Source organism: Hoeflea sp. Naph1, from assembly GCF_046837775.1.
In the GTDB taxonomy this organism is placed as follows: Bacteria; Pseudomonadota; Alphaproteobacteria; order Rhizobiales; family Rhizobiaceae; genus Hoeflea.
In genome coordinates this window covers 3,268,525-3,289,361 of record NZ_CP177286.1, presented here as the reverse complement: position 1 = coordinate 3,289,361, position 20,837 = coordinate 3,268,525, and the positions used below count along the sequence as shown (strand labels likewise).

Here is a 20,837-nt window from a genome sequence, read left to right as displayed (position 1 = left end):
TAAGACTCTGAACGGCGGAAAAGTCCGGCATTGCAGACCTCAGTGGGCATCACAGCGACGGCAGGTTTTTTGTCCCCGTCTTCTTGCTCCTGCCAACGGGAATGCAGGTTTGCCAAGGGCCGGAGTTCGGCCCTGGCGCATAGAGAAGACCATTCAAGTTGCCGGTCTCTGCCTACCTGAACATCGGCGGGCGGGCGTCGACCCATTCTCCGTCTGCCTTGCCCGACGCCGCCACGGCGAACACGGCGGCCATCGAGCGCAGACCGTCTTCGGCGCGGGGATAGAGATTGGCAGCGGGATCGATGGCGCGGCCCTGCTTTTCGGCGCGTATCGCTTCGCTGAGGTCGTTATAGATATTGGCAAAGGCCAGCGGCATGCCTTCGGCGTGGCCGATGGTGACGCGGGAGGTTCGGTCGGCCTCGGGCGAAAGGTTTGCCTCGCCACGTTCGATGGTCTGCAAGCGTTCGCCGAGCGGCATCCAGTAAAGCTGGTTGGGCTGTTCCTGAGCCCAGCGTAGCCCGCCTTTTTCACCAAATACCTGCAGCGTCAGCCCGTGCTGGCGGCCGATGGCGATGGACGAGGTCCAGAGCCGTCCGACCGTGCCGCCATCCATGCGGAAATTGACCATGGCGTCGTCTTCAAGCACCCGGCTTTGAATGCAGGAGACGGTGTCGGCGGAAAGTTTTGTGACTTCCTGGCCGGTGACGAAGCTCGCCATGTGCAGCGCGTGAATGCCGCAATCGGCAAATTGTGCCGAGACGCCCGCCTGGGCCGGATCATAGCGCCAGCGCACGCGCGGATTGTCTGCATCTGCCGCATCGGCATGATGGCCATGGGCGAACTCGGCCTTGACCAGCCGGATCTTGCCGAGATCGCCGCGCGTCACCATCGCCTTCATGTGGCGGACCAACGAATAGCCGGAATAGCCGTAATTGACGGCGCAGATCTTTCCAGTTGCCTTGGCAGTGCGGACAATGTCCTCGCCTTGTTCAATCGTCATGGTCATCGGCTTTTCACAGAGCACGTGAAAACCCGCTTCAAGATAGGCCTTGGTGATTTCGTAGTGGGTGGCGTTAGGTGTGGCGACAGTGACCAGATCGACGCGATCGGAGCGGTTTCGTTCGCCCTCCAGCATCTCGCGCCAGTCGCCATAGGCGCGGTCGGGCGCAAGCCCCAGCCGCTGGCCATAGTCGCGGCCCGCCTCAGGCCGATGGTCGAGCGCGCCGGCCGAAAATTCGAACTCGCCGTCAAGTCCGGCGCCGAGCCGGTGTGCCGGTCCGATCTGGCTGCCTTCACCGCCACCGATCATTCCCCATTTGAGTTTTGTCATGGCCGTATCCTCAGAATCCGATGGATTGCAGATAGTCGCGGTTGGCTTTGGCATCACCGACCGGATCGGGGTCGAGCAGCGGATCGCAATCCTGTTCGACCGTGCACCAGCCTTCAAAGCCATGATCGAGAAGGATCTGCCGCACGGACGGGAAATCGACATCGCCATCGCCGAGATTGCAGAAAATGCCCTGGCCACAGGCGTCGTAGAAACCGGTGCCGTTGTCGAGCACGCTGGCTTTGACAACCGGATCGATGTCCTTGAAATGCATGTAGGAAATGCGGTCGACATGGCGCTTCATGAAGCTCACCGGATCAAATCCCGCATAGGAATGGTGGCCGGTGTCGAAGCAGATCTTCAGGATATTCTCGTCAACTTCGTCGAGCAACCGCTCGAGTTCGGGCTCGAAATCCATGAAGCCCGCGGCGTGGGCGTGGATGCCGACGGTGAGGCCATATTCCTCCGCCCCGAGTTTTGCCACGGTGGCGATGCGCTCGCGGAAGGCCGTCCATTCAGCCTTGTCCATCTGCTCGGCTTCGGTGGCGCGACCGGCGGTCGGCGCGCGGCGCGGCGAGATCGAGTCGATCAGCACCAGATGTTGCGCGCCATGGGCGGTGAGCGCCTTGCAGGTGCGCACGGCGCCATCCATCACGTCGTCCCATTGGTCTGCGTCGTGAAAGGCGCGAAACACGACGCCGCCGATCAGTTCCAGCCCGTTTTCATCAAGCGCTTCGGCCAGCACCGCCGGGTCTTCCGGCATGAAGCCGACGGGACCGAGTTCGATGCCGGTATAGCCGGCCTCGGCGCATTGGCTCAGCACCGTGCGCCAAGCCGGATTGCGCGGATCGCTTGCGAATTCCACACCCCAGGAGCAGGGTGCATTGCCAATTCTGATAGTCATCGAGGATGTCCTTCCTGCTCGTATTTCTGGCCTGCCCGAATTCTGGGGCTGCCTGTGTTTTCGGCCTATGTGCACAGGGGCCTAGGCGTCGAGTGTCTGCCATGATCTGGATTTGGATGAGGCCATCGCCGTTGCGACAATTTCGTTGACCGCAAGCCCGTCGCGAAAGGTCGGCCACACCGGCTTGCCAGTTTCGATGGCGTGAAGAAAATCCTTCGCCTCGATAATGATCTGGTCCTGATAGCCGGTGCCATGGCCGGGGCCCTGGCAGAACGGCAGGTAATCTGGATGCGCAGGGCCGGTGAGGATCTTGCAAAAGCCGCGGGTGGCTTCCGGTTCGTCCGTTGTGTAGAGCCAGAGCGCGTTCTGGTCTTCCTGGTCGAAGCGGATCGCGCCCTTGGTGCCGGTAATTTCGTAGGCGTAGCCCATCTTGCGGCCGGTGGCGATGCGGCTGAAATGCATCTGTCCCATTGCACCGCCACCCGCTCCGTTGACAAAACGACACATCATCTGCCCCTGGTCGTCATTGCTGACGGCGCCGCCGGGGCGGCTGGAGTGAACGGTCTCGACCTCGGCAATGAGCGAGCGGATCGGCCCGACCAGCGCCAGGGCAGCGTTGATCATGTGCGGGGCGAGGTCGCCCATCGTGCCGTTGGCGTCGCCTGTCGTGCGCCAGTTGGCAGGCGTTTCGGGGTCGGCCAGGAAATCTTCAGTGTGCTCGCCGCGAAACCAGGTGATTTCGCCAATCGCACCTTCGGCAATCAATTGCCGGGCGAACTGGCTTGCCGGGGTGCGGATATAGTTGAAGCCGACCATATTGGCCGCGCCGCTCTTCTCCGCTGCCGCCACCATAGCGCGGCTGTCTTCCAGCGAGGCGCCCATCGGCTTTTCGCACAGTACCGGTTTTTGGAGCGCAAAGGCTGCTTCGGCAATGGCGCGGTGGGTTGCTTGCGGCGAGGCGATGATGATGGCTTCGACCTTCGGGTCGGCAACCAGTTCCTGCCAGTCGCCCGCGGCGCGGTTGAACCCGTAGGCAGCCCGATAGCGCTCGGCGCTCTCTGCAGAGCCGGACGAGACCATTTCCAGCCGGGGTCGCAGCGCCGTGTCAAATACCGCGCCGACGCTCGCCATGGCCACCGCATGGGCCTTGCCCATGTAGCCGCCGCCTATGATGCCAATGCCGATTTCGCTCATAACAGGGCCCGTCTCGAGATTCAGTTTGCAACCGGTTGCAAATTTTGTATCCTTGGACTCGCAGTTTCGCAAGCGGCATTTTCGGACCCGGTGAAAAACCGGCTTGGTATGCCCGGCATGAGGGAGGTCTCGTTGCCCATGACCCAGGACACCATCCGCCTGACCACGGCGCAGGCAATCATTGGCTATCTTGCCAACCAGTTCATCGAGATCGATGGCGAGGAGATGCGGCTGTGCGGCGGCGGCTTTGGCATTTTCGGCCATGGCAATGTCACTTGCCTGGGTGAGGCGCTTTATGACCATCGCGATGTGCTGCCGCTTTATCGCGGCCAGAACGAGCAGAGCATGGGCTTTGCCGCTGCCGCCTATTCCAAGCAATGGCTGAGGCAGCGCTTCATGTTCTGCACCGCGTCTGCGGGGCCGGGGACCGCCAACCTGCTCACCTCCGCAGCGCTTGCCCATGCCAACCGGTTGCCGGTGCTGATGCTGTGCGGCGATCTCTTCATCACCCGTCTGCCCGATCCGGTGCTGCAGCAGCTCGAGCATTACGGCAATCCCACGCTCGGCGTGAACGACGCCTTCAAGGCGGTCACCCGCTTCTGGGACCGCATCACCCATCCCGCGCAGATCATCCAGTCGCTGCCGGCGGCAATTGCCACCATGCTCGATCCGGCCGATTGCGGCCCGGCGTTTCTGGGCCTGCCGCAGGATGTGCAGGGCTGGGCCTATGATTACCCGGTGGAAATGTTTGCCAAAAAGATCCACCGGATCCGTCGCCAGGCGCCCGATGTGGCGGAAATTGCCGAGGCGACCGCCATTCTCAAATCCGCCGAACGACCGGTGATCATTGCCGGCGGCGGGGTGCAGTATTCGCGCGCCACGGCTGAGCTGACGGCCTTTGCCGAAGCCCACCAGATCCCGGTGATCGAAACCATTTCCGGGCGCGCCAACCTTCTCAACGATCATCCGCTCAATATCGGCCCGGTCGGCGTCACCGGCTCCGACAGCGCCAATGCGGTTGCCGAAAAGGCCGATGTGATCCTGGCCATCGGCACCCGCATGCAGGATTTCACCACCGGTTCCTGGACCGCGTTCGACAAATCCGCCCGCATCATCTCGCTCAATGCCGCCCGCCACGATGCCGCCAAGCACCTGTCGTTGCCGGTTGTGGGCGACGCGAAACTCGGCATTAAGGCGCTCGCCACGGCGCTCGAAGGCTACAGCGCGCCGGCGGAGTGGACCAAGTTGGCTCAGGACAAGCGCAAGGTCTGGAACGATTACGTGGCCGACAATGTCGCCTATGGCAATGGTCCCAATTCCTATGCCCAGGCTATCGGCGTGGTCAACGCGCTGTGCGACCCGCGCGACCGGGTGGTGACCGCCTCGGGCGGGCTGCCGGCCGAAGTCACCGCCAACTGGCGGACGCTGTCATTGGGCACCGTCGATGTCGAATTCGGCTTTTCCTGCATGGGCTACGAGATCGCCGGCGGCTGGGGCGCGCGCATCGCCCAATGTGAACGCGAGCCCGATAACGATACCATCGTGCTGGTCGGCGACGGCGCCTATCTGCTGATGAATTCCGACATCTATTCCTCGGTGTTGAGCCAGAAGAAGCTGATCATCCTGGTGCTCGACAATGGCGGTTTCGCCGTCATCAACAAGCTGCAAAACAACACCGGCAATGAGAGCTTTAACAATCTGATTGTCGATTGTCCGACGGTTGCCGAACCGTTCGCCGTCGATTTCGAAGCCCATGCCGCTTCGTTGGGAGCGATTGCCGAAACCGTCGACAGCCCGGCTGATCTGGGCGAAGCATTCAAGCGCGCCAAGGCCAGCGAGCGCACCTACGTGATATGCATGAAGGTCGCAGCCCATGATGCCTGGACTGATCAGGGCCACACCTGGTGGGAGGTTGGTACCCCGCATGTCACCGATAATCCCAAGGTCCGGGCCGCCCATGAAGAACAGGAATCCACCCGCGCCAAACAGCGCAAGGGTGTTTGAGATGAAACGCTTTACTGCCGAAAACGCCGACCCCGAGACCATCATCGAAGAACTGCTGCATGGCGGCGGTGCGGTGGCCATTTCCGGGCTGTTCACGCCCGAGGAAGTTGCCGAGGCCCGCGCCATCGTCATGGCGCATTCGGAAAATGAAACCGAGAAGGTCACGCATTTCCAGGGTGCAGCGGCGGAAGCGGGCAAGATCAACCTGCAGCGCCGGGTCTGGAACCTGTTGGCCAAGGGCGAGGTTTTCTCGCGCATGGCGGCGCATCCGGTGCTGATGGATATCCTGCGCAAGTTTTTGGGCAGCGAATTCATCATGGGTTCGATTGCCGCCAACCGGATCTTGCCGGGCGGGCCGGGGCAGGAGCCGCATGTCGATTATCCCTATTGGGACTTCCACAAACCCGAAACCCACCCGATTGGCCTGAACGGCTCGTTTCCGATGAACGCCCAGGTGTCGGTGATCCTCGACCCGTTTACCGAGGAGAGCGGCGCCACCGCCTATCTGCCGGGCAGCCAGAAAGATCTGCGCTATCCCACGGAAGCTGACCGGTTTCACGAGCGCAGCGAGCGGATGCTGGGCGAGCCGGGCGACGTGGCGCTGTTTTATGGCGTGACCTGGCACTGCGCGATGCCCAACAGGTCCGATCACGACCGCAGTGCGATTCTGATCCAGTACCTGCCCAAATGGGTCAAGCCGATGGAAGACATGCCGGCCGCCCTGCCGCAATCCTTCATCGATGCCGCCAGCGCCGACATGCGGCAATTGCTGGGGCTGAATTATCCCTATCCGGAAGTGCTGGACGCAGCCCGGGCCGGCAATGCGGAAGGTCGCGCATGACCGTGCTCGATGGCATCAAGACGCGCAATTTCCTGGTCATCGGCCGGGTCGGCATGGACCTGTCGCCAGATCCCGCCGGCACCCGTACCCGCGACGCGCAATCGATGATGGTGGCGATGGGCGGTTCAAGCGCCAACATCGCGGCAGGCTTGGTCAAACTCGGCTGCAAGGCAGCGCTGGTCACGTGCGTCTCGGACGACGCGGTCGGCTGGTATTGTCTCAATCAGCTCGATCATTACGGCGTTGATCGCCGCCATGTGAAGGCGATCAGCGGTGAATCCCGTACTTCGCTGGCGGTCTACGAGACCCGCGTCGATGAGCACCAGAGCGTGATCTACCGCAACAATGCCGCCGATTTCCAGATGAGCATCGCCGATGTCGAGGCGGTGAACTACAGCGCCTATGGCGCGTTGATCACCGCAGGCACAGTATTTGCCGCCGAACCCTCGCGCTCGGCCACATTTCGGGCGTTCGAGCTGGCCCGCGCCGCAGGCCTGCCGATCATTTTCGATGTCGATTACCGACCCTATTCCTGGCCGTCTCCCGACGTGGCTGCCGATGTGCTCTCACGCGCGGGCGCGATGGCCGATGTGATTGTCGGCAATGACGAGGAATTCGGCTTCATGGCCGGCGGCATCGACAAGGGGCTCGAAAAGGCCCGCGAACTGGCTGGCTCCAGCGCCACAATCGTCGTCTACAAGAAAGGCCCCGAAGGCGCCGTCACCTTTGCCGATGGCGACGAACTGCGCACCGGGATTTATCCGGTCGAGGCGCTCAAGCCGACCGGCGCCGGCGACAGTTTCATGGCCGGTTTGCTGGCTTCCCTGTCGGAAGGCCGCGACATCAGGGATGCAGTGCTGCGCGGCTCTGCCTGCGCCTCCATCGTCGTCTCCAAGCCCGGCTGCGCTCCGGCGATGCCGACAGCAATTCGGCTCCAGGCGTTTCTCGATACCCATCCCGGCCCGACGCCCGTCTGAGCCCACCTCTTCTGAAAGGACCAGAACCATGCATATCGCGCCCTACGACAACCACAACAAGCCGATCGTCGATGTCGACAGCGCCTGCGTTCCGCTGAACTATTTCAACATCGTCAAATTGAAGAAGGGCCAAGCGTTCGAATATCAGGTGCCCGGCTACGAGACCTGCATCGTGCCCGCCACTGGCACCGTTGATGTCGATGTCGAGGGTATTTCCTATGCCAAGCTCGGCAACCGCGGCGTCGATGTCTGGGATGGAGAACCTGAGGGCGTGTATGTGCCGGTCGGTGCCAAAGTGACGATGGTCTGTGTTTCCGATCAGGCCGAAGTGTTTGTTGCAGGTGCCAAATACGACAAGGTGCTCGAGCCGTTCGACGTGCGGGCTGACGGGCTTGATCTGGTGCAGTACGGCTCCGACGACACCAAGACCCACCGCAAGATCAAGCACATTCTTGGCCAGAAACATCATGGCAAGGTCGGCAGGCTGCTGGTCAGCGAACTGTTCACCGTCGGTCAGGGTGGCTGGTCTGGGTTTCCGAGTCACAAGCATGATACTGACCGGCTGCCGGACGAGACCCGTCACGACGAGACCTACAATTTCCGCTTCCGCCCGAATTATGGCTCCGGCGTGCAGATGCTGCAGCGCGAGGACAACAAGCCCGGCGACGCCTACCACATCGTTGACGGCTCGACGATCTGTCTCGACAAGGGTTATCACCCCTGCGCAGTACTACCGGGCTACGAGATGTATTATTTCACGATTCTCGGCGGCCTGAGCCAGCGCTCACTGGTGCAGTATTTCCAGCCGACGCACGCCTACCAGATCGAAACCATCCCGGGGATCAAGGACATGGTGGCTAAGTTCAAATGAGTATCGCAACGCTCGCCGAAGTGCTTCAGCCGGCGCTCAAGCATGGCTATGCGGTGGCCGGGCTGGTGACGCTCGGCTGGGAGGACATGCGTGCCTATGTCGCCGCCGCCGAGGCCGAAGGCGCGCCGGTGATCCTGCAGGCGGGGCCGTCGTGCCGGGCGCACACGCCGTTGCCGATCCTGGGCAAGATGTTTCGCTACCTGGCTGAGAACGCCAGCGTGCCGGTGGTCGCCCACCTCGACCACGGCTACACGTTTGATGAATGCAAGGAAGCACTTGAGAGCGGTTTTACCTCGCTGATGTATGACGGTTCGCGCAAGCCGATCGAACAGAACATTGATGAGACCGCGGCAATTGCCGAAATGGCGCACAAGGCTGGCATTTCCTGCGAGGGCGAGATCGGCTTTGTCGGCTATTCCGGCGGCGAGAACTCAGCCGGAACCGATCCCGAGGATGCGGCACGGTTCGCCCGCGAAACGCAAGTTGACGCGATGGCGATTTCGGTCGGCAATGTGCATCTGCAAGAAGACAAGCAGGGCGGTCTCGACGAGCCGCGGATCCGCGCCATCGAGGCGGTAACAACTGTGCCGCTGGTCATTCACGGTGGTTCCGGGGTGCCGCTCAAGCAGCGCATGGCACTCGCCACCGGATCGAATATCTGCAAGTTCAACATCGGCACCGAATTACGCATGGCTTTTGGTGCGGCGCTGCGCGAGGCAGTCAACCGTGATCCGGACCGGTTCGACCGGGTGACGATCCTGAAGGAAACCCACGACCCGGTGATGGCCGCAGCCCGCACTGTCATCCGCGCATTTGGCGCGCCAGCAAGGAAAGTCTGAAGCCATGATCTCTATCGGAATTCTCGGCTGCGGCCGTATCGGTCAGGTTCATGCGGCAAGCCTGCAAAGGCTTGAAAACGCCCGGGTGGCAGCCGTCGCCGACGCCTTTCCTGAAGCAGCCGAGAAACTAGCGGCAAAGACCGGCGCGCAGGTGCGCTCGGCTGACGAGATCATCGCCAGTCCTGATATCGACGCGGTGGTGATCGGCACGCCGACGGATACACATTTCGACCTGATCGAAAAAAGTGCCAAGGCCGGAAAGGCGATTTTCTGCGAAAAGCCCGTCGACATGTCGGCCGACCGGATTCGCGATCTCATCAAGATTGTCGATGCGGCGTGCGTTCCGTTCCTGACCGGCTTCAATCGGCGTTTTGATTCGGGGTTCGCGACCATCCGGGAACGCATCGCTGCAGGAGAGATCGGCGACGTAGAACTGGTCACCATTCTGTCGCGCGACCCGTCACCGCCGCCGGTCGCCTATATCAAAAGTTCAGGCGGGCTGTTTCGCGACATGATGATTCACGATTTCGACATGGCGCGGTTTCTGCTTGGCGAAGAGATTGTCCGGGTCTTTGCCACCGGTTCGGCGCTGGTCGATCCGGCCATCGGCGAAGCTGGCGATGTCGATACTGCGGTCGCGGTTCTGACGACCGCGTCCGGTCGGATCTGCCAGATCTCCAATTCCCGCCGCGCCACCTACGGCTACGACCAGCGCGCCGAGGTGCATGGCTCGCGCGGCCTCCTCAAGGCCAACAATGTGCCTGAAAACAATGTCGAGATTGCCAGCGGCGCAGGGTTTTGCGCAGCGCCTGCGCAGCACTTCTTTCTCGAGCGGTATGCCGGGGCCTATCTGGCTGAAATGGCGCATTTCATCGCCTGCCTGCAATCAGGGCAGGTGCCGTCTCCCGGCATTCGAGATGGCCTTGCCGCACAGGTCATTGCCGACGCGGCGGCGACTTCGCTTGTCACCGGGGTGCCTGTGGATTTGGGTTGAGCGATTAAGCAGCCTGCCGGGTGAACAATAATCGTCGATAGGATCGTATACCTTTGGTTTATGCGCCTCGACCCGGGGGTTGATGACCCCTCAAACCATCCTTTGGCAGATGGCTCGCTCGGGCTGAGCGTTGCATTTCTTTCTCACCGGACCAGCGAACACATCAACGTTCGTCTGCCGGACAACCGAGAAGGAAAGTCACATGTTGAAGAAGAACTCATTTGCCACTGCGTTTGCCGGCCTGTTGTTTCTGTCCGCCCCCGCTGCGGCGGTCGCCCAGGAAGCGGAAACAGGCTTTACGTTCAGCGACACGCTGCAAGCATCCTTTGAATCGCTCAGAGCATCCAGCGATGCCTTCCGCTCGGGGATGGAAACTGCCCTTGACGGACTGACCGGCGACGATCGCCGGGATGCGTTGGAAGCCAATGCGGATGAAGCCCGTGCCCTGCAGGATGCCGAGCGCGCGTTGCGTGACATGGGCGCAGCGGAAATGGAAGCGGCCGGAATCGACGTTGCCAGTCTTGAAAGTGGACGCCCCGGTCGAGCGGGTGATGAGGCTGAAGGGTCTGCCGGCCCCGAAGGTGGGCCGGAAGCCCGCGGCGGTGAAGGTCCTGGCGGTGAAGGCCGGGGCGGTGAGGGGCGCGGTGGTGAAGGCCCGGGCGGCGAAGGCCATGGAGGCCGTCCGTAACACGCCATTCAAGCTTTGATTGAACCAGGTGCCGGGGCTTTTTTCATGACTGGGCTTTGGCACCTGACTTGCCCCACCGGATTCCGGCGCGGCGCTCTCCCAAGGAACTGAACAATGTTGCGATTTCTAAATCCGGACTTTTTGCAGTTTGCAGCGGTGCTGATCTTCCCGGCCGGCATGGTTGCGAGCGAATTGATCATGAACGCACAAATAATCTGTAACGTCTTTATCTGAACCGGACCAAGGCAGATGCCGAAGCCCTTGTCACTTGAGGTGACGCTTCGGCATCTGACGCTTCCGCGCCGGGACATTGTTCCAGCGCCTCCAGAAAGGAACTCACCCAATGAAACGTTTTTTCCACCCGGCCTGTCTGCAATTAGCGGTCGTTCTGATGTTTCCCGTTTTCATGATTGCCACCGCTCAAATGGCCAATGGCGATATCATTGTCGAGCGGCCGCCGGCATCTGACGTTGCAGGGGGTGAACCGCTGCGCTCGGCGTTGCCGATCAGCCATCGTGCTGTTTTATCTGCACCCAATCGTGTATGGACGCACCAACAATGACGAGCGCCTGTCCACAGATCTGGTTGCCTGGGCTGTATGGGAGAAGTGATATGAAACGATCCTGTTTATTTGGCGTCGCCTTCACCATCTGCCTTGCCGGCCCCGTGCAGGCGCAGACCTTGAGCGAGGGATTTTCCGAGCAATTGGCAGAGCAGGGCTTCGTCGTGCTGTCGAAGCGCTACACGTGGCTCGGTCGCGTGGTGGTTTACGTGTCCAACGGTGTCTACGAGCGCGAAATACTGCTTACCCGTGGCTCCAGCCAGATACTGCAGGACAACTGGACCCAAATCGAAACCGAGACGACGAAAAGTCCGGCGCGCAAGCCCGTAATAGGTGGCAGGGAAGGGAACCGGGGGCCTGGTGGTCCCGGTGGCCCGGGCAGCCCCGGCGGTCCTGGTGGCCCGGGCGGTCCCGGCGGGGGGCAGGGCGGTCCGGGTGGCCAGCCTTGACATTGATCTATGATGCTCTTCAACCGCCGTCCTGGCCGCAGTTCGAGTTAACGATGATTCCGACGAGATTGAAGTCGTGAGACAGTCAAACATCCTGCTCTGGATATTCGTGGCAATTCAGGTTCTGTGTGCGGGCGCGTTCGTCGCAAGTCTGGCCATGTCGGTCCTCGGGCTGCAGCGCAGCGGTACCAGTTGGCAATTGCGCGAGGCGCTGGAAATTTCCGCAAGCATGGGGTTGGTCATCGGATCCGTGTTCGGGATGCGATCCGTGCTGGTAGCGCGCCGCAGCCAACGACAGGCTGAAGAGGCGCTGCGTTCGGCATCGGGGGCTTTTGCTTCCGTGGTCAACGAGAAATTCGAGCGCTGGAAGCTGACAAAGGCGGAATTCGAGGTGGCCTGGCTGGTGATCAAGGGATTTTCGACCCGTGAGACTGCAGAGCTTCGCGGCACGTCGGAGGGAACGATCAAATCCCAATGCAATTCAATCTACCGAAAGGTCGGGGTCACCGGCCGCGCGCAATTGCTGTCGCTGATTGTTGAAGACCTGCTGCTTGATTAAAGCAATGCACGTCCGTTCGGACGCGCAAAGAATGCCCTGATCCTGATCGTTCGCCGTTGTCAAATGCAAGTCCTGGTCGGGCCCAGGAACCAAAACCGCCCCCGAAAAGACAAGCTTGGCGGAGGCGGACAGGGTGCTGAAAACACGGTGAGGTGGAGAGGCTGGTTCAGGCCGCCTTCATCGGCTGGACCTGCTGGCCACTCATGGTCTTGCCGACGGCGTCAAATGCCCATTTCTTGATCTGGGCTTCAAGTTCCTCATTGCGCTGGCGCAGGGCTTCGATTTCGCTGTCGACCTTGTCGCGTTCAACCTGATGGATCTCGTCAAGCTGTGCCTGGAGTTCGGCATTGCGGGCCTTGAGGGTTTCGTTGTCCTGGCTGCTGAGCGAATCGAGCTGGTCCTGCAGGGTGATGATCTGCGAGGTGATCTTGGAACGGAACTCGTTCAGCGTTGCAATCTGCTGAGCCTGAGCCTCGGCGTCAGTGGCGGATGCAGAGCTCATGAACACGGCGGCAAGCGCCAGCATGGCAAACAGCGGCACCAGCGCGATGGCAAGGCCTTGGACGGTCTGCATCAGCCCGATGTGGCCGAGATCGAAGGCGGCGGCAAAAAACAGCGCGCCAAGCACCACGGCGGTGACAGAGCAGACCTTCGAGATCATGCCGTTCATGTCGTTGCCGGATTTATTGTTCTGGGCGTTGCCCTTGTCTGATTTCTGGACTGCCACGACGAACTCCTTACGCGAAAACAAAGCGAGTGCTGATGGTGTCGGCACCAGGCTGACCACATTCCTGCGAATATGTAAAAAGGTGCTGTGCCGCTCAATAAGAACTTGAAACATGCCACGATCGGACTGGGCCGGGCGGGCTGGGCGAGAGTGCATCATGCGTTCCCAACCGGGAATCTCGTTCTGGCAAGACTATCCAAACGGTTTTAAGGAAATGTGAAAACCGACACGACAATTCAATGCGTTGGTCATGTAACAGCGCCTGCCGTGACCCGACAGGGCTGGCCACGGGATGGCGACGCCTCCGGGTCATTCAGCGCTTTGACAGCCCTGAGTTCGGTCAAGCCGCAGGCTTCCTGTCAGTAGCGGTCCATGCCGTCATTGTCCTCGCCGCAGTCATCACTCTCAGACTCGGGGTCAAATGGCGAATTCGCCTCCATCCTGGCCATCTTGATAAGGTAAGACAGGAAATCGTGTTTGGTGTGACGGGAGATGTCATAGGCGGCGGCCAACAACCCCTGAATTTTAAGGAGCGCCACCGTCTGTTCGGTCGTCAGGGTCTTGTTGTTCATGAGGTCGCCGCCAGCGTAGGAGAGGGAAGGAAAGGGTTGATGAACGGGTGTTGGGCGCCTTTGCGCACGATAAGCGGCCGGTTGACGGCGGCGCGAGCGCGGCCCGTGCGCAATGCTTTTTCGCCGACTTCGACGTAAGCCACCAGGCACCAGTCACCAGAGAGAACCCGCGGGATCCCGGCGGGGATCACTTTCCAGCCGAGGTCTAGCCAGCGCTTGAGCACGAATTGCTGCAGTACGCCGCCGGTGTGGGAGATTCCCTCATCAAGGCAATACTCCATTACCGCGCAAAACATCTGGCCGGGAATGCCGGCAGCGCCTGCGTCGCGGTATTCGGGCAGAACATGGGTCCGGGTCCACACAGCCCAGTCGGGCCGGCGTGGAAGATCCAGGTTCCCGCACATGTCGCGAAATTCCTCGGACACCGGGTTGGCAACCGAGGTGGGCACCAATCGTGCCGAGGTGACCACGCGGTCTTCGAGCATCCCGAGCAGATAGATCGCCTGAGGCGTGTCGAACGGGTCGCAATCCAGGTCGTCATCGCCGGCAGCCGGACGATTGGCGAGCGTGCAGCAGTCATGGCGATGGCGGCGGAATTTCTCGAAGGCGTGCGCGTAGAGGTGTTTGTTGTGTGTGTTTACGACATGAGCTTCGATCACACCTTGTCCTTCCCCCGCGCCAAAGGGAAAAGCATAGGTGGCTGCGCTAGTGGGTGTCGCCTAGCGATTCCGACAGTTGACCAAGATTGATTTCGCCCTGCTGCAGTGCCCGCACCACGGCATGAGTGGTGTTGTTGGCGTTGAGCTTGTGGCGGATCTGGGCGGTGTGGTAGCGCACGGTCTGCTCGCTGATACCCAGGATAACCGACACATCCCAGCAGGATTTTCCCGCCGAAGTCCACAGCAGTACTTCGCGCTCGCGCTCGCTCAAGCGCTTGGGCGATGGCCGCCGCCGCTGATGCCGTTCGATTGCCGAGGAGGCGTAGATTGCCATCAGGTTGATTGCGCCGCGTTCGCGGTTGTTCAGCTCCAGCCGGTTCGACCCGCCAAAGGAAATCGCTGAAAGCCATTCATCTTGTGAGAACACCGGGACGATATAGCCATCGGCCAATCCGTGCTCATTGGCTTCACCGACGATCCGGGCTGCGCCCTCCAAATGTGCGAAATGCTCGCCCGCCTCATGCCATACGAACGGTTTGACCGTGACGAAAACCTGCTGGCACACCGGATCGGACCGGCTGTAATCCAACTCGACATAGCGCTGCCACCAGTCTTGCGGAAGCCGGTTGGATTTGACCAGCGGTTCGATCTTGTTGTCGCCGACCGGCAGCCCGGTATAGATCATATGCTGGAACCCGTAGATGGCAACTACCTGCAGCAGGTCATCGAGCAGATCGTCGATTTGAGCATGCGTATCGGCCCGTTCGATGAATTCAAAAACCGCTGTTTCCTGCGTGCTCATCATACCGCCTGATCGGACCGAAACTCATGGTCATGTCAATTTCCGGAAGTCTCGGATCTCATTCTGTCCCGCAGGATTGCGTGACATGTTTTACGAGAAGGCCGCACATCTACCATTACCGGCCGAGACGCGCAGGACAACCACAGGGATATTTGTGGCGACGTAGAGCGGATTGAAACCGAGACATCCGCGGCAGCATGCCGCCGTTCGATCACAAGGTCAACCAAGCTGCGGCCACCGCAAATTTGTCGGCGCTCAGCATTTGCGAGAATCGATATGTCATTGCAATGAGATAGCTTCAGATTGCGGCTTCAAGTCGCGCTCATACCCGTGATCTTGCGGCGCTGGCAGTGCCGGGTGCGCGCGACAGCGTTGTCGCGGATATCTGCCCAATCCCGGTGCCGAACAGCGCCTTGCCTGACTGTCGGTACCGTTGCGAGCAGGCGGGCTTTCCACTTGCTGGATGCGGCAGCCTTTCCAGAACAATAACAAGATCAAGAGGATAAAATGGTGGGCGCGACAGGGATTGAACCTGTGACCCCTGCCGTGTGAAGGCAGTGCTCTCCCGCTGAGCTACGCGCCCGTCGCTGGCCCGCAAATAGCGGAACGAACGGTTGTGCGGCGGTATAAGCGGAGGGCCGGGCCAACGTCAAGCGTCAGATTGGCCGCTGGTGCGATTGACCACAAATCCTTGGCTGGCAAACACATTCAATGGTACCGCGCAAGCGCCTGTTTCCGGCATAAATCCGGCAGGCTCGGGGCAGGGCAGGGCAGGTTGCCGGTCTGTTTCATGCAGCCGGACTATCCCCACGTCTGTTGTGTCGAAATGCTGATGCGCAAACCGCGATGTCCAGTATCCAGGCTGGACGGGCTACAGATTAAGACCGGTGAAAAGGAATAGAATTCGATTTATTCCATCTTAATGCGGCTTATTCTATTTGTCGGGACGAGTTTTTTCCGGGGGCTTCATGTTTCATCCAAGCGGCAAATCGATTTCCATTGGAATTTTGACGTTCTGTGTAGCCTTGTCCTCCGGTCTGGCGATCGCGCATGCCGACACCCTGCGTATGGGCGGAACCGGCGCAGCCACGGAACTGATGAAGGTTCTGGGGGCTGCTTTCGAAGCTGGCGCGGATGACGTCACCGTCGAGGTCATAGCCGGCCTTGGCAGTTCAGGCTCCATCGCAGCGGCGACTGACAGCGCGCTTGATATCGCGGTCTCGGCGCGGCCGCTCAAGCCGGCGGAAGTTGAAACGGGACTGACCCAATCGGTCTTTGCGCAGACGCCCTATGGTCTCGTCAGTTCAAACCCGAATCCCGGCGATATCGCCGCCAGCGAGCTGGCCGCGTTTTATGCGTCAACCACGTCGACATGGCCTGACGGTACGCCAGTGCGGGTTATCCTGCGCCCGAACCGCGAGAGCGACACGGCGCTGCTGGGCGGCATGTTTGCCGGCATGGCCGAGGCGATCGACGCGGTGCGTTTGCGGATCGACGTTCCGATTGCGGCCACCGATCAGGACAATCTCGAACTGGCGTCCAGCCTCGATGGATCGCTGGTCGGCACAAGTTTGGCGCAGGTCGTGACCGAACACCGGCAGCTGCACTTCATGACCATAGATGGATATCAACCGACGCTGGAAAACCTGGAGAACGGAAGCTACCCCTTCGCCAAGTCGTTCTACCTGGTGGTGTCGGGCACACCCACCCCGCTTGCACAGCGCTTTACCGCATTCCTTCAGTCGGTCGACGGCAAGCGCATTCTGAGTGCGGCGGCCTGTCGCCCGGTCGTCAATTGATCGGCACTGTCAAGCTATCGTCGGCCTTGAAAAGGGCGGCTGTCGTCGGCACTCTCGTGGCTGTGGGCCCGCCAACCGCCTATACGGCAATTTCCTACACCCATCTGGCCAACCAGGTTGCATTTGTAGCGCAGTTGCAGGCGGGCAGGCTCTCCAAATACATATATACGCACGAAGCCATGTGGCAGTATCAAAGGGTCCGGATGGCCGAGATCCTCGAACTCGATGGCGCCCAGTCCGACGTTACCATGCAGACCGTGTTCGATCAGGACAGCGATGAGATCCTCTCCGTCGGTCGCGATCCCGGCCGTTTGCGCCTGTCGCAAAGTTCCGACCTGATCGTTGGCGGCAAACCAATCGGCCGGGTGGAGGTGAGTATTCCACTTTTTGCGCTGGCGTTGCAGACCACGATCATCGCCATCGTCAGTCTGCTGATGGGGGTCGCTGCCTATTTCGCCCGGGCCTTGCCTCTCCGGTCGTTGCACGGCGCGGTCAAGAAGCTCAGAGATTCCAGCAAGGAAATCAGTCACCGGACAGAACGATTGGCTGAAGCGCAGACCATCGGCAGGATCGGCGACTGGAGCTATGATTTCGGCACCGGCAAGGTCTGGTGGGCGGACGAAATCTACGCGCTGCTGCGCTATGATCCGAATTTTGCCATTACCTATGAGCGGGTCATGTCGCTGTATGTCGATGGCGGTGGGCAAAGGCTGCTCGACATGCAGAGAGAGGCATTCCGCAGCGGCAAGATCAGCGTAGTCGATCTCAAGGTCCGGCGTGGGGACGGAACCACCGGGTATTTCGCCATCACCACCAAGGCCAGAGCCGATGCGGACGGCAAGCCCACTGGTATCTACGGAACCATTCAGGACATCACCGATCGCAAGGAAGCCGAGGAACAACTCGAGAAGCTGGCCTACCATGACCCGTTGACCGGGCTGGCAAACCGCGCACTGTTTCACCGCCATATCAGCGATGTGATCGGACGCTGCGAACGCACCGGATCGACCGGTGCGCTGCTGCTGCTTGATCTTGATCGCTTCAAGGACGTCAATGATACGCTGGGCCACGCCATCGGCGATGCCCTGCTGGTCCGGGTTGCGCATCTGCTGGCGCGGACACTTGGTGCCGATCATTTTGTCGCCCGACTTGGCGGCGATGAATTCGCCATTGTTCTTGAGGGCCTGTCCGAGAGCCTGAACTGCGAATCCATCGCCATCGATATTCTGGGTGACCTGTCCGGCACGACGGTTCTCGAGCGGGTTGAGATCGCCGTCGGCACCAGCATCGGTATTGCCCGTATTGTCGAGCATGGGGCAAGTGCAACCGACCTGTTGCGCAATGCCGATCTGGCGCTGTACCGCGCCAAGGAAGAAGGCCGCGGCCGCTATGTCATGTTCGAGCCGGGTATGGACGAGGTTGTCCAGCAGAAGGTCGCTATTGCGGCAGATCTACGCAACGCCCTGAACGGGGACGCCGGTCTTTCAGTTCACTACCAGCCGCTGATTGACCTCGTCAGTGGGCGTGTAACCGGTTTTGAAGCGTTGCTTCGATGGAACCATCCCGAGCGCGGCAATATCCCGCCCACGGTCTTCATTCCAATCGCCGAGAGCTCCCATCTGATCTGCGATCTGGGCTACTGGGTCCTGCGCCAGGCCGTCATGCAGGCACAGCAATGGCTTGATGCGGGGGCGCCGCCACGCGAAATCGCGGTCAATATCTCCGCAGCGCAGATCTGGAACACGGATTTGGTGGCCGATGTCAAAACCGTTCTGGGGGAAACCGGTTTTCCGCCGGAACTGCTCTGTCTGGAACTGACTGAATCGCTCCTGATCAATCTGGAAGAAAGCCGGGTCCGGTCTGTCCTCAAGGCCTTGAAAGCGTTGGGCGTGGTTCTGGCGCTTGATGATTTCGGCACCGGTTTCTCGTCGCTGGGCTATCTCACGCAGCTGCCGTTCGACAAGTTGAAAATCGACCGGGTCTTCATCGATGGTTCCACCGACTCGGTGCGCAAGGCGGAATTGCTGCGCGGGATCATCGGGCTCGGCCAGGGGCTGGGGATGATCACGGTGGCCGAAGGGGCCGAGAAACCCGAAGAGGTGGAACTGCTCCGCACCCTCGGGTGCGATGTGGTGCAGGGCTTTATCTTTGCCAGGCCGTCCGCTGCCGAAGATGCGCTCAATTTCGCCCTGCAGCAGGATTCGCGTGCATTGATCGATGGTGCCGAGACCATGCACGGTAATACCGCCGGCCCTGTTTCGCTCGCCGGTTAAAACGATCCGGCTTGTCAGATCGGCTCTGCCGTCTGTGGAGCAGCGGCAATTAGAGCCTCAGGCTGCAGGCCGTCCGGCTGCGATCAGATCGCGCACCAGTTTCTCTCCGAGTTCATCGAAATGTTCGATCACGATATCGGGGTTGAAGCTTGCCACCGGCTTGTCGGAATAGCCGAACGGCACCGCGATCACCGGAATGCCGGCGTTCTGGGCGGCGAGGATGTCGTTGATGCTGTCACCGATCATTACCGAATTTGCGGCACGGCAGCCGGCCTTGTCGATGGTGCCGAGAATATGATCGCCATGCGGTTTCCTCACCGAAAAGGTGTCGCCGCCGGTGATTGCCGCGAACCGGTCGCTCAATTCCATGGCATCAAGCAGCCGACGCGCCAGCGCCTCGGTCTTGTTGGTGCATACGGCCAATCGCATGCCGGCATCGCTGAGCCGGTCAAGCGCTGAGATCAGCCCCGGAAAGGGGCGGGACTTGCCGGGCATTTCGGCCGCATAATGGACGAGAAAAGAATCGAATGCGGCTTCGAGCTGTTCAGGCGAGGCCGGGTGGTCGTGGATCGCCCAGGCCCGTTCAATCATCACCTTGGCGCCTTGGCCGACCAGCCAGGTCATGTCTTCAAAGGCCACGTGCGGATGGCCACTTTGATCCATCACGTGGTTGAGGCTCGCCATCAGATCAGGCGCGGTGTCGATCAGCGTTCCGTCGAGATCGAAAAGAACAAGGGGAGTGGTCATGTTTGGATCCTGTGTTGCCCCGGCGGGCGGTGTGGCGAACGCTTGCCTGCGGGCATTTGTTTCTCATTCTCGGCGGCTGCGGGGGGCAACCGGCTTCCCCAGTTGTAGCTGTATCCGGGCTGGGCAGCCCGTTGCCTGGCTGCTCCCGGGCTGGAAGCGAGCCATAACAGGCGATTCTTTAAACGGCAATTGGTGGATCTGGCGGTGCGCGCACGCATTCGCCGATGCGTGGTCCATAGGGGGAAGGGCGGATCACGCTGAAGGCTTGTGCCGATCTCGGGCTTTGCGTCCCGCAGCTTACATGCTAACAGGCGAACCGGTAGCAACAGCAATGGCAGATTGGCATGGACGCCCGACAACTCAAGATCGCAGCAGCGCAGGCAGCTCTAGAGCATGTCGAGGACGGAATGCGTCTGGGTATCGGCACCGGTTCGACGGCGGATGAATTCGTTCGCTTGCTGGCGGAAAAGGTCTCTGAAGGGTTCAAGATCCAGGGTGTACCGACATCCGAGCGCACGGCGCGGCTGTGCATGGAACTCGGTGTGCCGCTCTATTCGCTGGATGACCTGCCCGAACTCGATCTGACAATTGACGGCGCCGACGAAGTCGATGGCGCACTGCGGCTGATCAAGGGCGGCGGCGGCGCGCTGTTGCGCGAGAAGATCGTCGCTTCGGCCTCGTCGCGGATGATCGTCATTGCCGATGAATCCAAGCTGGTCGAGACCTTGGGTCGCTTTCCGCTCCCCATCGAGGTGGCGCAGTTCGGCATGGCGGCAACCAGGATCGCGGTGGAACGCCTGGCTTCCGGGCTTGGCCTCAGCGGCGAGATAACGCTACGGCTCGAGAAAGACGGCGCCTATCTCACCGATGGCGGCCATTTCATTCTAGACGCATCATTTGGCCGTATTCCGGATGCAGAAGCGCTCGCAAACGGGCTCGCTGCGATTGCCGGCGTGGTTGAACACGGATTGTTTCTCAACATGGCAAATGCCGCGATCATCGCCTCACAGAATGGCGCGCGCACATTGCTTGCACAGAATTAAACAGGA

Annotated in this window: 21 protein-coding genes and 1 tRNA gene; 13 read left to right on the top strand and 9 right to left on the bottom strand. The window is 60.6% G+C overall.

The window, feature by feature from the left end; translation table 11 throughout:
* Positions 1-172: 172 nt before the first annotated feature.
* From ACK6D9_RS15830 to ACK6D9_RS15820, 3 genes are all read right to left on the bottom strand, one after another.
* The gene (locus tag ACK6D9_RS15830) at positions 173-1,330 is read right to left on the bottom strand and encodes a Gfo/Idh/MocA family protein (RefSeq protein WP_412049223.1); all 1,158 of its coding nucleotides are present in this window, start codon (positions 1,328-1,330) and stop codon (positions 173-175) included.
* A gap of 10 nt (positions 1,331-1,340) precedes the next feature.
* Positions 1,341-2,231: a TIM barrel protein gene (locus ACK6D9_RS15825; protein WP_412049222.1), complete on the bottom strand. Its 891-nt coding sequence runs from the start codon at positions 2,229-2,231 to the stop codon at positions 1,341-1,343.
* An 81-nt stretch (positions 2,232-2,312) separates the two neighbouring features.
* A complete protein-coding gene (locus ACK6D9_RS15820) occupies positions 2,313-3,425 on the bottom strand; it encodes a Gfo/Idh/MocA family protein (protein ID WP_412049221.1) in 1,113 nt (370 codons plus the stop codon).
* Positions 3,426-3,563: 138 nt separating this feature from the next.
* On the opposite strand from ACK6D9_RS15820, the gene iolD reads away from it, so the two are divergent.
* The 10 genes from iolD (at position 3,564) to ACK6D9_RS15770 (ending at position 12,209) form a co-directional block, all read left to right on the top strand.
* The gene (gene iolD, locus ACK6D9_RS15815; protein ID WP_412049220.1) at positions 3,564-5,429 is read left to right on the top strand and encodes a 3D-(3,5/4)-trihydroxycyclohexane-1,2-dione acylhydrolase (decyclizing); all 1,866 of its coding nucleotides are present in this window, start codon (positions 3,564-3,566) and stop codon (positions 5,427-5,429) included.
* 1 nt (position 5,430) lies between these two features.
* Entirely contained in the window at positions 5,431-6,270 is an 840-nt protein-coding gene (locus ACK6D9_RS15810) for a phytanoyl-CoA dioxygenase family protein (RefSeq protein ID WP_412049219.1), read from the top strand.
* Entirely contained in the window at positions 6,267-7,247 is a 981-nt protein-coding gene (iolC, locus tag ACK6D9_RS15805) for a 5-dehydro-2-deoxygluconokinase (protein WP_412049218.1), read from the top strand. Before ACK6D9_RS15810 ends, iolC begins: the two co-directional genes overlap by 4 nt.
* Before the next feature lie 28 nt (positions 7,248-7,275).
* Positions 7,276-8,118 (top strand): 5-deoxy-glucuronate isomerase, encoded by an 843-nt coding sequence (locus ACK6D9_RS15800; RefSeq protein WP_322988794.1) that lies wholly within the window; start codon positions 7,276-7,278, stop codon positions 8,116-8,118.
* The gene (locus tag ACK6D9_RS15795; protein WP_412049217.1) at positions 8,115-8,957 is read left to right on the top strand and encodes a class II fructose-bisphosphate aldolase; all 843 of its coding nucleotides are present in this window, start codon (positions 8,115-8,117) and stop codon (positions 8,955-8,957) included. Before ACK6D9_RS15800 ends, ACK6D9_RS15795 begins: the two co-directional genes overlap by 4 nt.
* Positions 8,958-8,961: 4 nt before the next feature.
* Positions 8,962-9,951, top strand: a complete 990-nt coding sequence (iolG, locus tag ACK6D9_RS15790; protein WP_412049216.1) for an inositol 2-dehydrogenase — start codon at positions 8,962-8,964, stop codon at positions 9,949-9,951.
* Positions 9,952-10,153: 202 nt separating this feature from the next.
* Positions 10,154-10,639: a hypothetical protein gene (locus ACK6D9_RS15785; RefSeq protein WP_412049215.1), complete on the top strand. Its 486-nt coding sequence runs from the start codon at positions 10,154-10,156 to the stop codon at positions 10,637-10,639.
* Between the two features lie 343 nt (positions 10,640-10,982).
* Positions 10,983-11,201: a hypothetical protein gene (locus ACK6D9_RS15780; RefSeq protein WP_412049214.1), complete on the top strand. Its 219-nt coding sequence runs from the start codon at positions 10,983-10,985 to the stop codon at positions 11,199-11,201.
* 50 nt (positions 11,202-11,251) lie between these two features.
* Positions 11,252-11,650 carry a hypothetical protein gene (locus ACK6D9_RS15775; protein ID WP_412049213.1) on the top strand — a complete coding sequence of 133 codons (399 nt, stop codon included), beginning with the start codon at positions 11,252-11,254 and terminating at the stop codon, positions 11,648-11,650.
* Positions 11,651-11,726: 76 nt separating this feature from the next.
* Positions 11,727-12,209: a helix-turn-helix transcriptional regulator gene (locus tag ACK6D9_RS15770; protein ID WP_322988788.1), complete on the top strand. Its 483-nt coding sequence runs from the start codon at positions 11,727-11,729 to the stop codon at positions 12,207-12,209.
* 166 nt (positions 12,210-12,375) lie between these two features.
* Here the strand turns inward: ACK6D9_RS15770 and ACK6D9_RS15765 are convergent, their stop codons facing one another.
* The 5 genes from ACK6D9_RS15765 to ACK6D9_RS15745 all read right to left on the bottom strand — a co-directional run bounded on the left by ACK6D9_RS15765 (position 12,376) and on the right by ACK6D9_RS15745 (position 15,552).
* A complete protein-coding gene (locus ACK6D9_RS15765) occupies positions 12,376-12,936 on the bottom strand; it encodes a hypothetical protein (RefSeq protein WP_322988787.1) in 561 nt (186 codons plus the stop codon).
* 359 nt (positions 12,937-13,295) lie between these two features.
* Entirely contained in the window at positions 13,296-13,508 is a 213-nt protein-coding gene (locus tag ACK6D9_RS15760; RefSeq protein WP_322988786.1) for a hypothetical protein, read from the bottom strand.
* A complete protein-coding gene (locus tag ACK6D9_RS15755; RefSeq protein WP_412049212.1) occupies positions 13,505-14,167 on the bottom strand; it encodes an autoinducer synthase in 663 nt (220 codons plus the stop codon). The genes ACK6D9_RS15760 and ACK6D9_RS15755 overlap by 4 nt, the downstream gene beginning before the upstream one ends.
* Positions 14,168-14,213: 46 nt before the next feature.
* Positions 14,214-14,969: a LuxR family transcriptional regulator gene (locus tag ACK6D9_RS15750; RefSeq protein ID WP_412049211.1), complete on the bottom strand. Its 756-nt coding sequence runs from the start codon at positions 14,967-14,969 to the stop codon at positions 14,214-14,216.
* Positions 14,970-15,477: 508 nt separating this feature from the next.
* Positions 15,478-15,552, bottom strand: a tRNA-Val gene (locus tag ACK6D9_RS15745).
* Positions 15,553-15,937: 385 nt separating this feature from the next.
* Between ACK6D9_RS15745 and ACK6D9_RS15740 the strand changes: the two genes are divergently transcribed.
* Positions 15,938-16,768 (top strand): substrate-binding domain-containing protein, encoded by an 831-nt coding sequence (locus tag ACK6D9_RS15740; RefSeq protein ID WP_322988782.1) that lies wholly within the window; start codon positions 15,938-15,940, stop codon positions 16,766-16,768.
* Between the two features lie 62 nt (positions 16,769-16,830).
* Complete coding sequence (locus tag ACK6D9_RS15735) at positions 16,831-19,041, top strand: putative bifunctional diguanylate cyclase/phosphodiesterase (RefSeq protein ID WP_412049210.1); 2,211 nt, start codon at positions 16,831-16,833, stop codon at positions 19,039-19,041.
* A 57-nt stretch (positions 19,042-19,098) separates the two neighbouring features.
* Here ACK6D9_RS15735 and ACK6D9_RS15730 read toward each other — a convergent pair whose 3' ends face one another.
* Positions 19,099-19,788 carry an HAD family hydrolase gene (locus ACK6D9_RS15730; protein WP_412049209.1) on the bottom strand — a complete coding sequence of 230 codons (690 nt, stop codon included), beginning with the start codon at positions 19,786-19,788 and terminating at the stop codon, positions 19,099-19,101.
* Between the two features lie 344 nt (positions 19,789-20,132).
* Here ACK6D9_RS15730 and rpiA point away from each other — a divergent pair, with 344 nt between their 5' ends.
* A complete protein-coding gene (rpiA, locus tag ACK6D9_RS15725) occupies positions 20,133-20,831 on the top strand; it encodes a ribose-5-phosphate isomerase RpiA (protein ID WP_322990271.1) in 699 nt (232 codons plus the stop codon).
* Positions 20,832-20,837 lie beyond the last annotated feature (6 nt).

Excerpts from the sequence above, each read along its gene's own strand:
- ACK6D9_RS15830 (WP_412049223.1), bottom strand. The coding sequence starts at position 1,330 with ATGACAAAACTCAAATGGGGAATGATCGGTGGCGGTGAAGGCAGCCAG.
- ACK6D9_RS15825 (WP_412049222.1), bottom strand. The coding sequence starts at position 2,231 with ATGACTATCAGAATTGGCAATGCACCCTGCTCCTGGGGTGTGGAATTC.
- ACK6D9_RS15820 (WP_412049221.1), bottom strand. The coding sequence starts at position 3,425 with ATGAGCGAAATCGGCATTGGCATCATAGGCGGCGGCTACATGGGCAAG.
- iolD (WP_412049220.1), top strand. The coding sequence starts at position 3,564 with ATGACCCAGGACACCATCCGCCTGACCACGGCGCAGGCAATCATTGGC.
- ACK6D9_RS15810 (WP_412049219.1), top strand. The coding sequence starts at position 5,431 with ATGAAACGCTTTACTGCCGAAAACGCCGACCCCGAGACCATCATCGAA.
- iolC (WP_412049218.1), top strand. The coding sequence starts at position 6,267 with ATGACCGTGCTCGATGGCATCAAGACGCGCAATTTCCTGGTCATCGGC.
- ACK6D9_RS15800 (WP_322988794.1), top strand. The coding sequence starts at position 7,276 with ATGCATATCGCGCCCTACGACAACCACAACAAGCCGATCGTCGATGTC.
- ACK6D9_RS15795 (WP_412049217.1), top strand. The coding sequence starts at position 8,115 with ATGAGTATCGCAACGCTCGCCGAAGTGCTTCAGCCGGCGCTCAAGCAT.
- iolG (WP_412049216.1), top strand. The coding sequence starts at position 8,962 with ATGATCTCTATCGGAATTCTCGGCTGCGGCCGTATCGGTCAGGTTCAT.
- ACK6D9_RS15785 (WP_412049215.1), top strand. The coding sequence starts at position 10,154 with ATGTTGAAGAAGAACTCATTTGCCACTGCGTTTGCCGGCCTGTTGTTT.
- ACK6D9_RS15780 (WP_412049214.1), top strand. The coding sequence starts at position 10,983 with ATGAAACGTTTTTTCCACCCGGCCTGTCTGCAATTAGCGGTCGTTCTG.
- ACK6D9_RS15775 (WP_412049213.1), top strand. The coding sequence starts at position 11,252 with ATGAAACGATCCTGTTTATTTGGCGTCGCCTTCACCATCTGCCTTGCC.
- ACK6D9_RS15760 (WP_322988786.1), bottom strand. The coding sequence starts at position 13,508 with ATGAACAACAAGACCCTGACGACCGAACAGACGGTGGCGCTCCTTAAA.
- ACK6D9_RS15750 (WP_412049211.1), bottom strand. The coding sequence starts at position 14,969 with ATGAGCACGCAGGAAACAGCGGTTTTTGAATTCATCGAACGGGCCGAT.
- ACK6D9_RS15740 (WP_322988782.1), top strand. The coding sequence starts at position 15,938 with ATGTTTCATCCAAGCGGCAAATCGATTTCCATTGGAATTTTGACGTTC.
- ACK6D9_RS15730 (WP_412049209.1), bottom strand. The coding sequence starts at position 19,788 with ATGACCACTCCCCTTGTTCTTTTCGATCTCGACGGAACGCTGATCGAC.
- rpiA (WP_322990271.1), top strand. The coding sequence starts at position 20,133 with ATGGACGCCCGACAACTCAAGATCGCAGCAGCGCAGGCAGCTCTAGAG.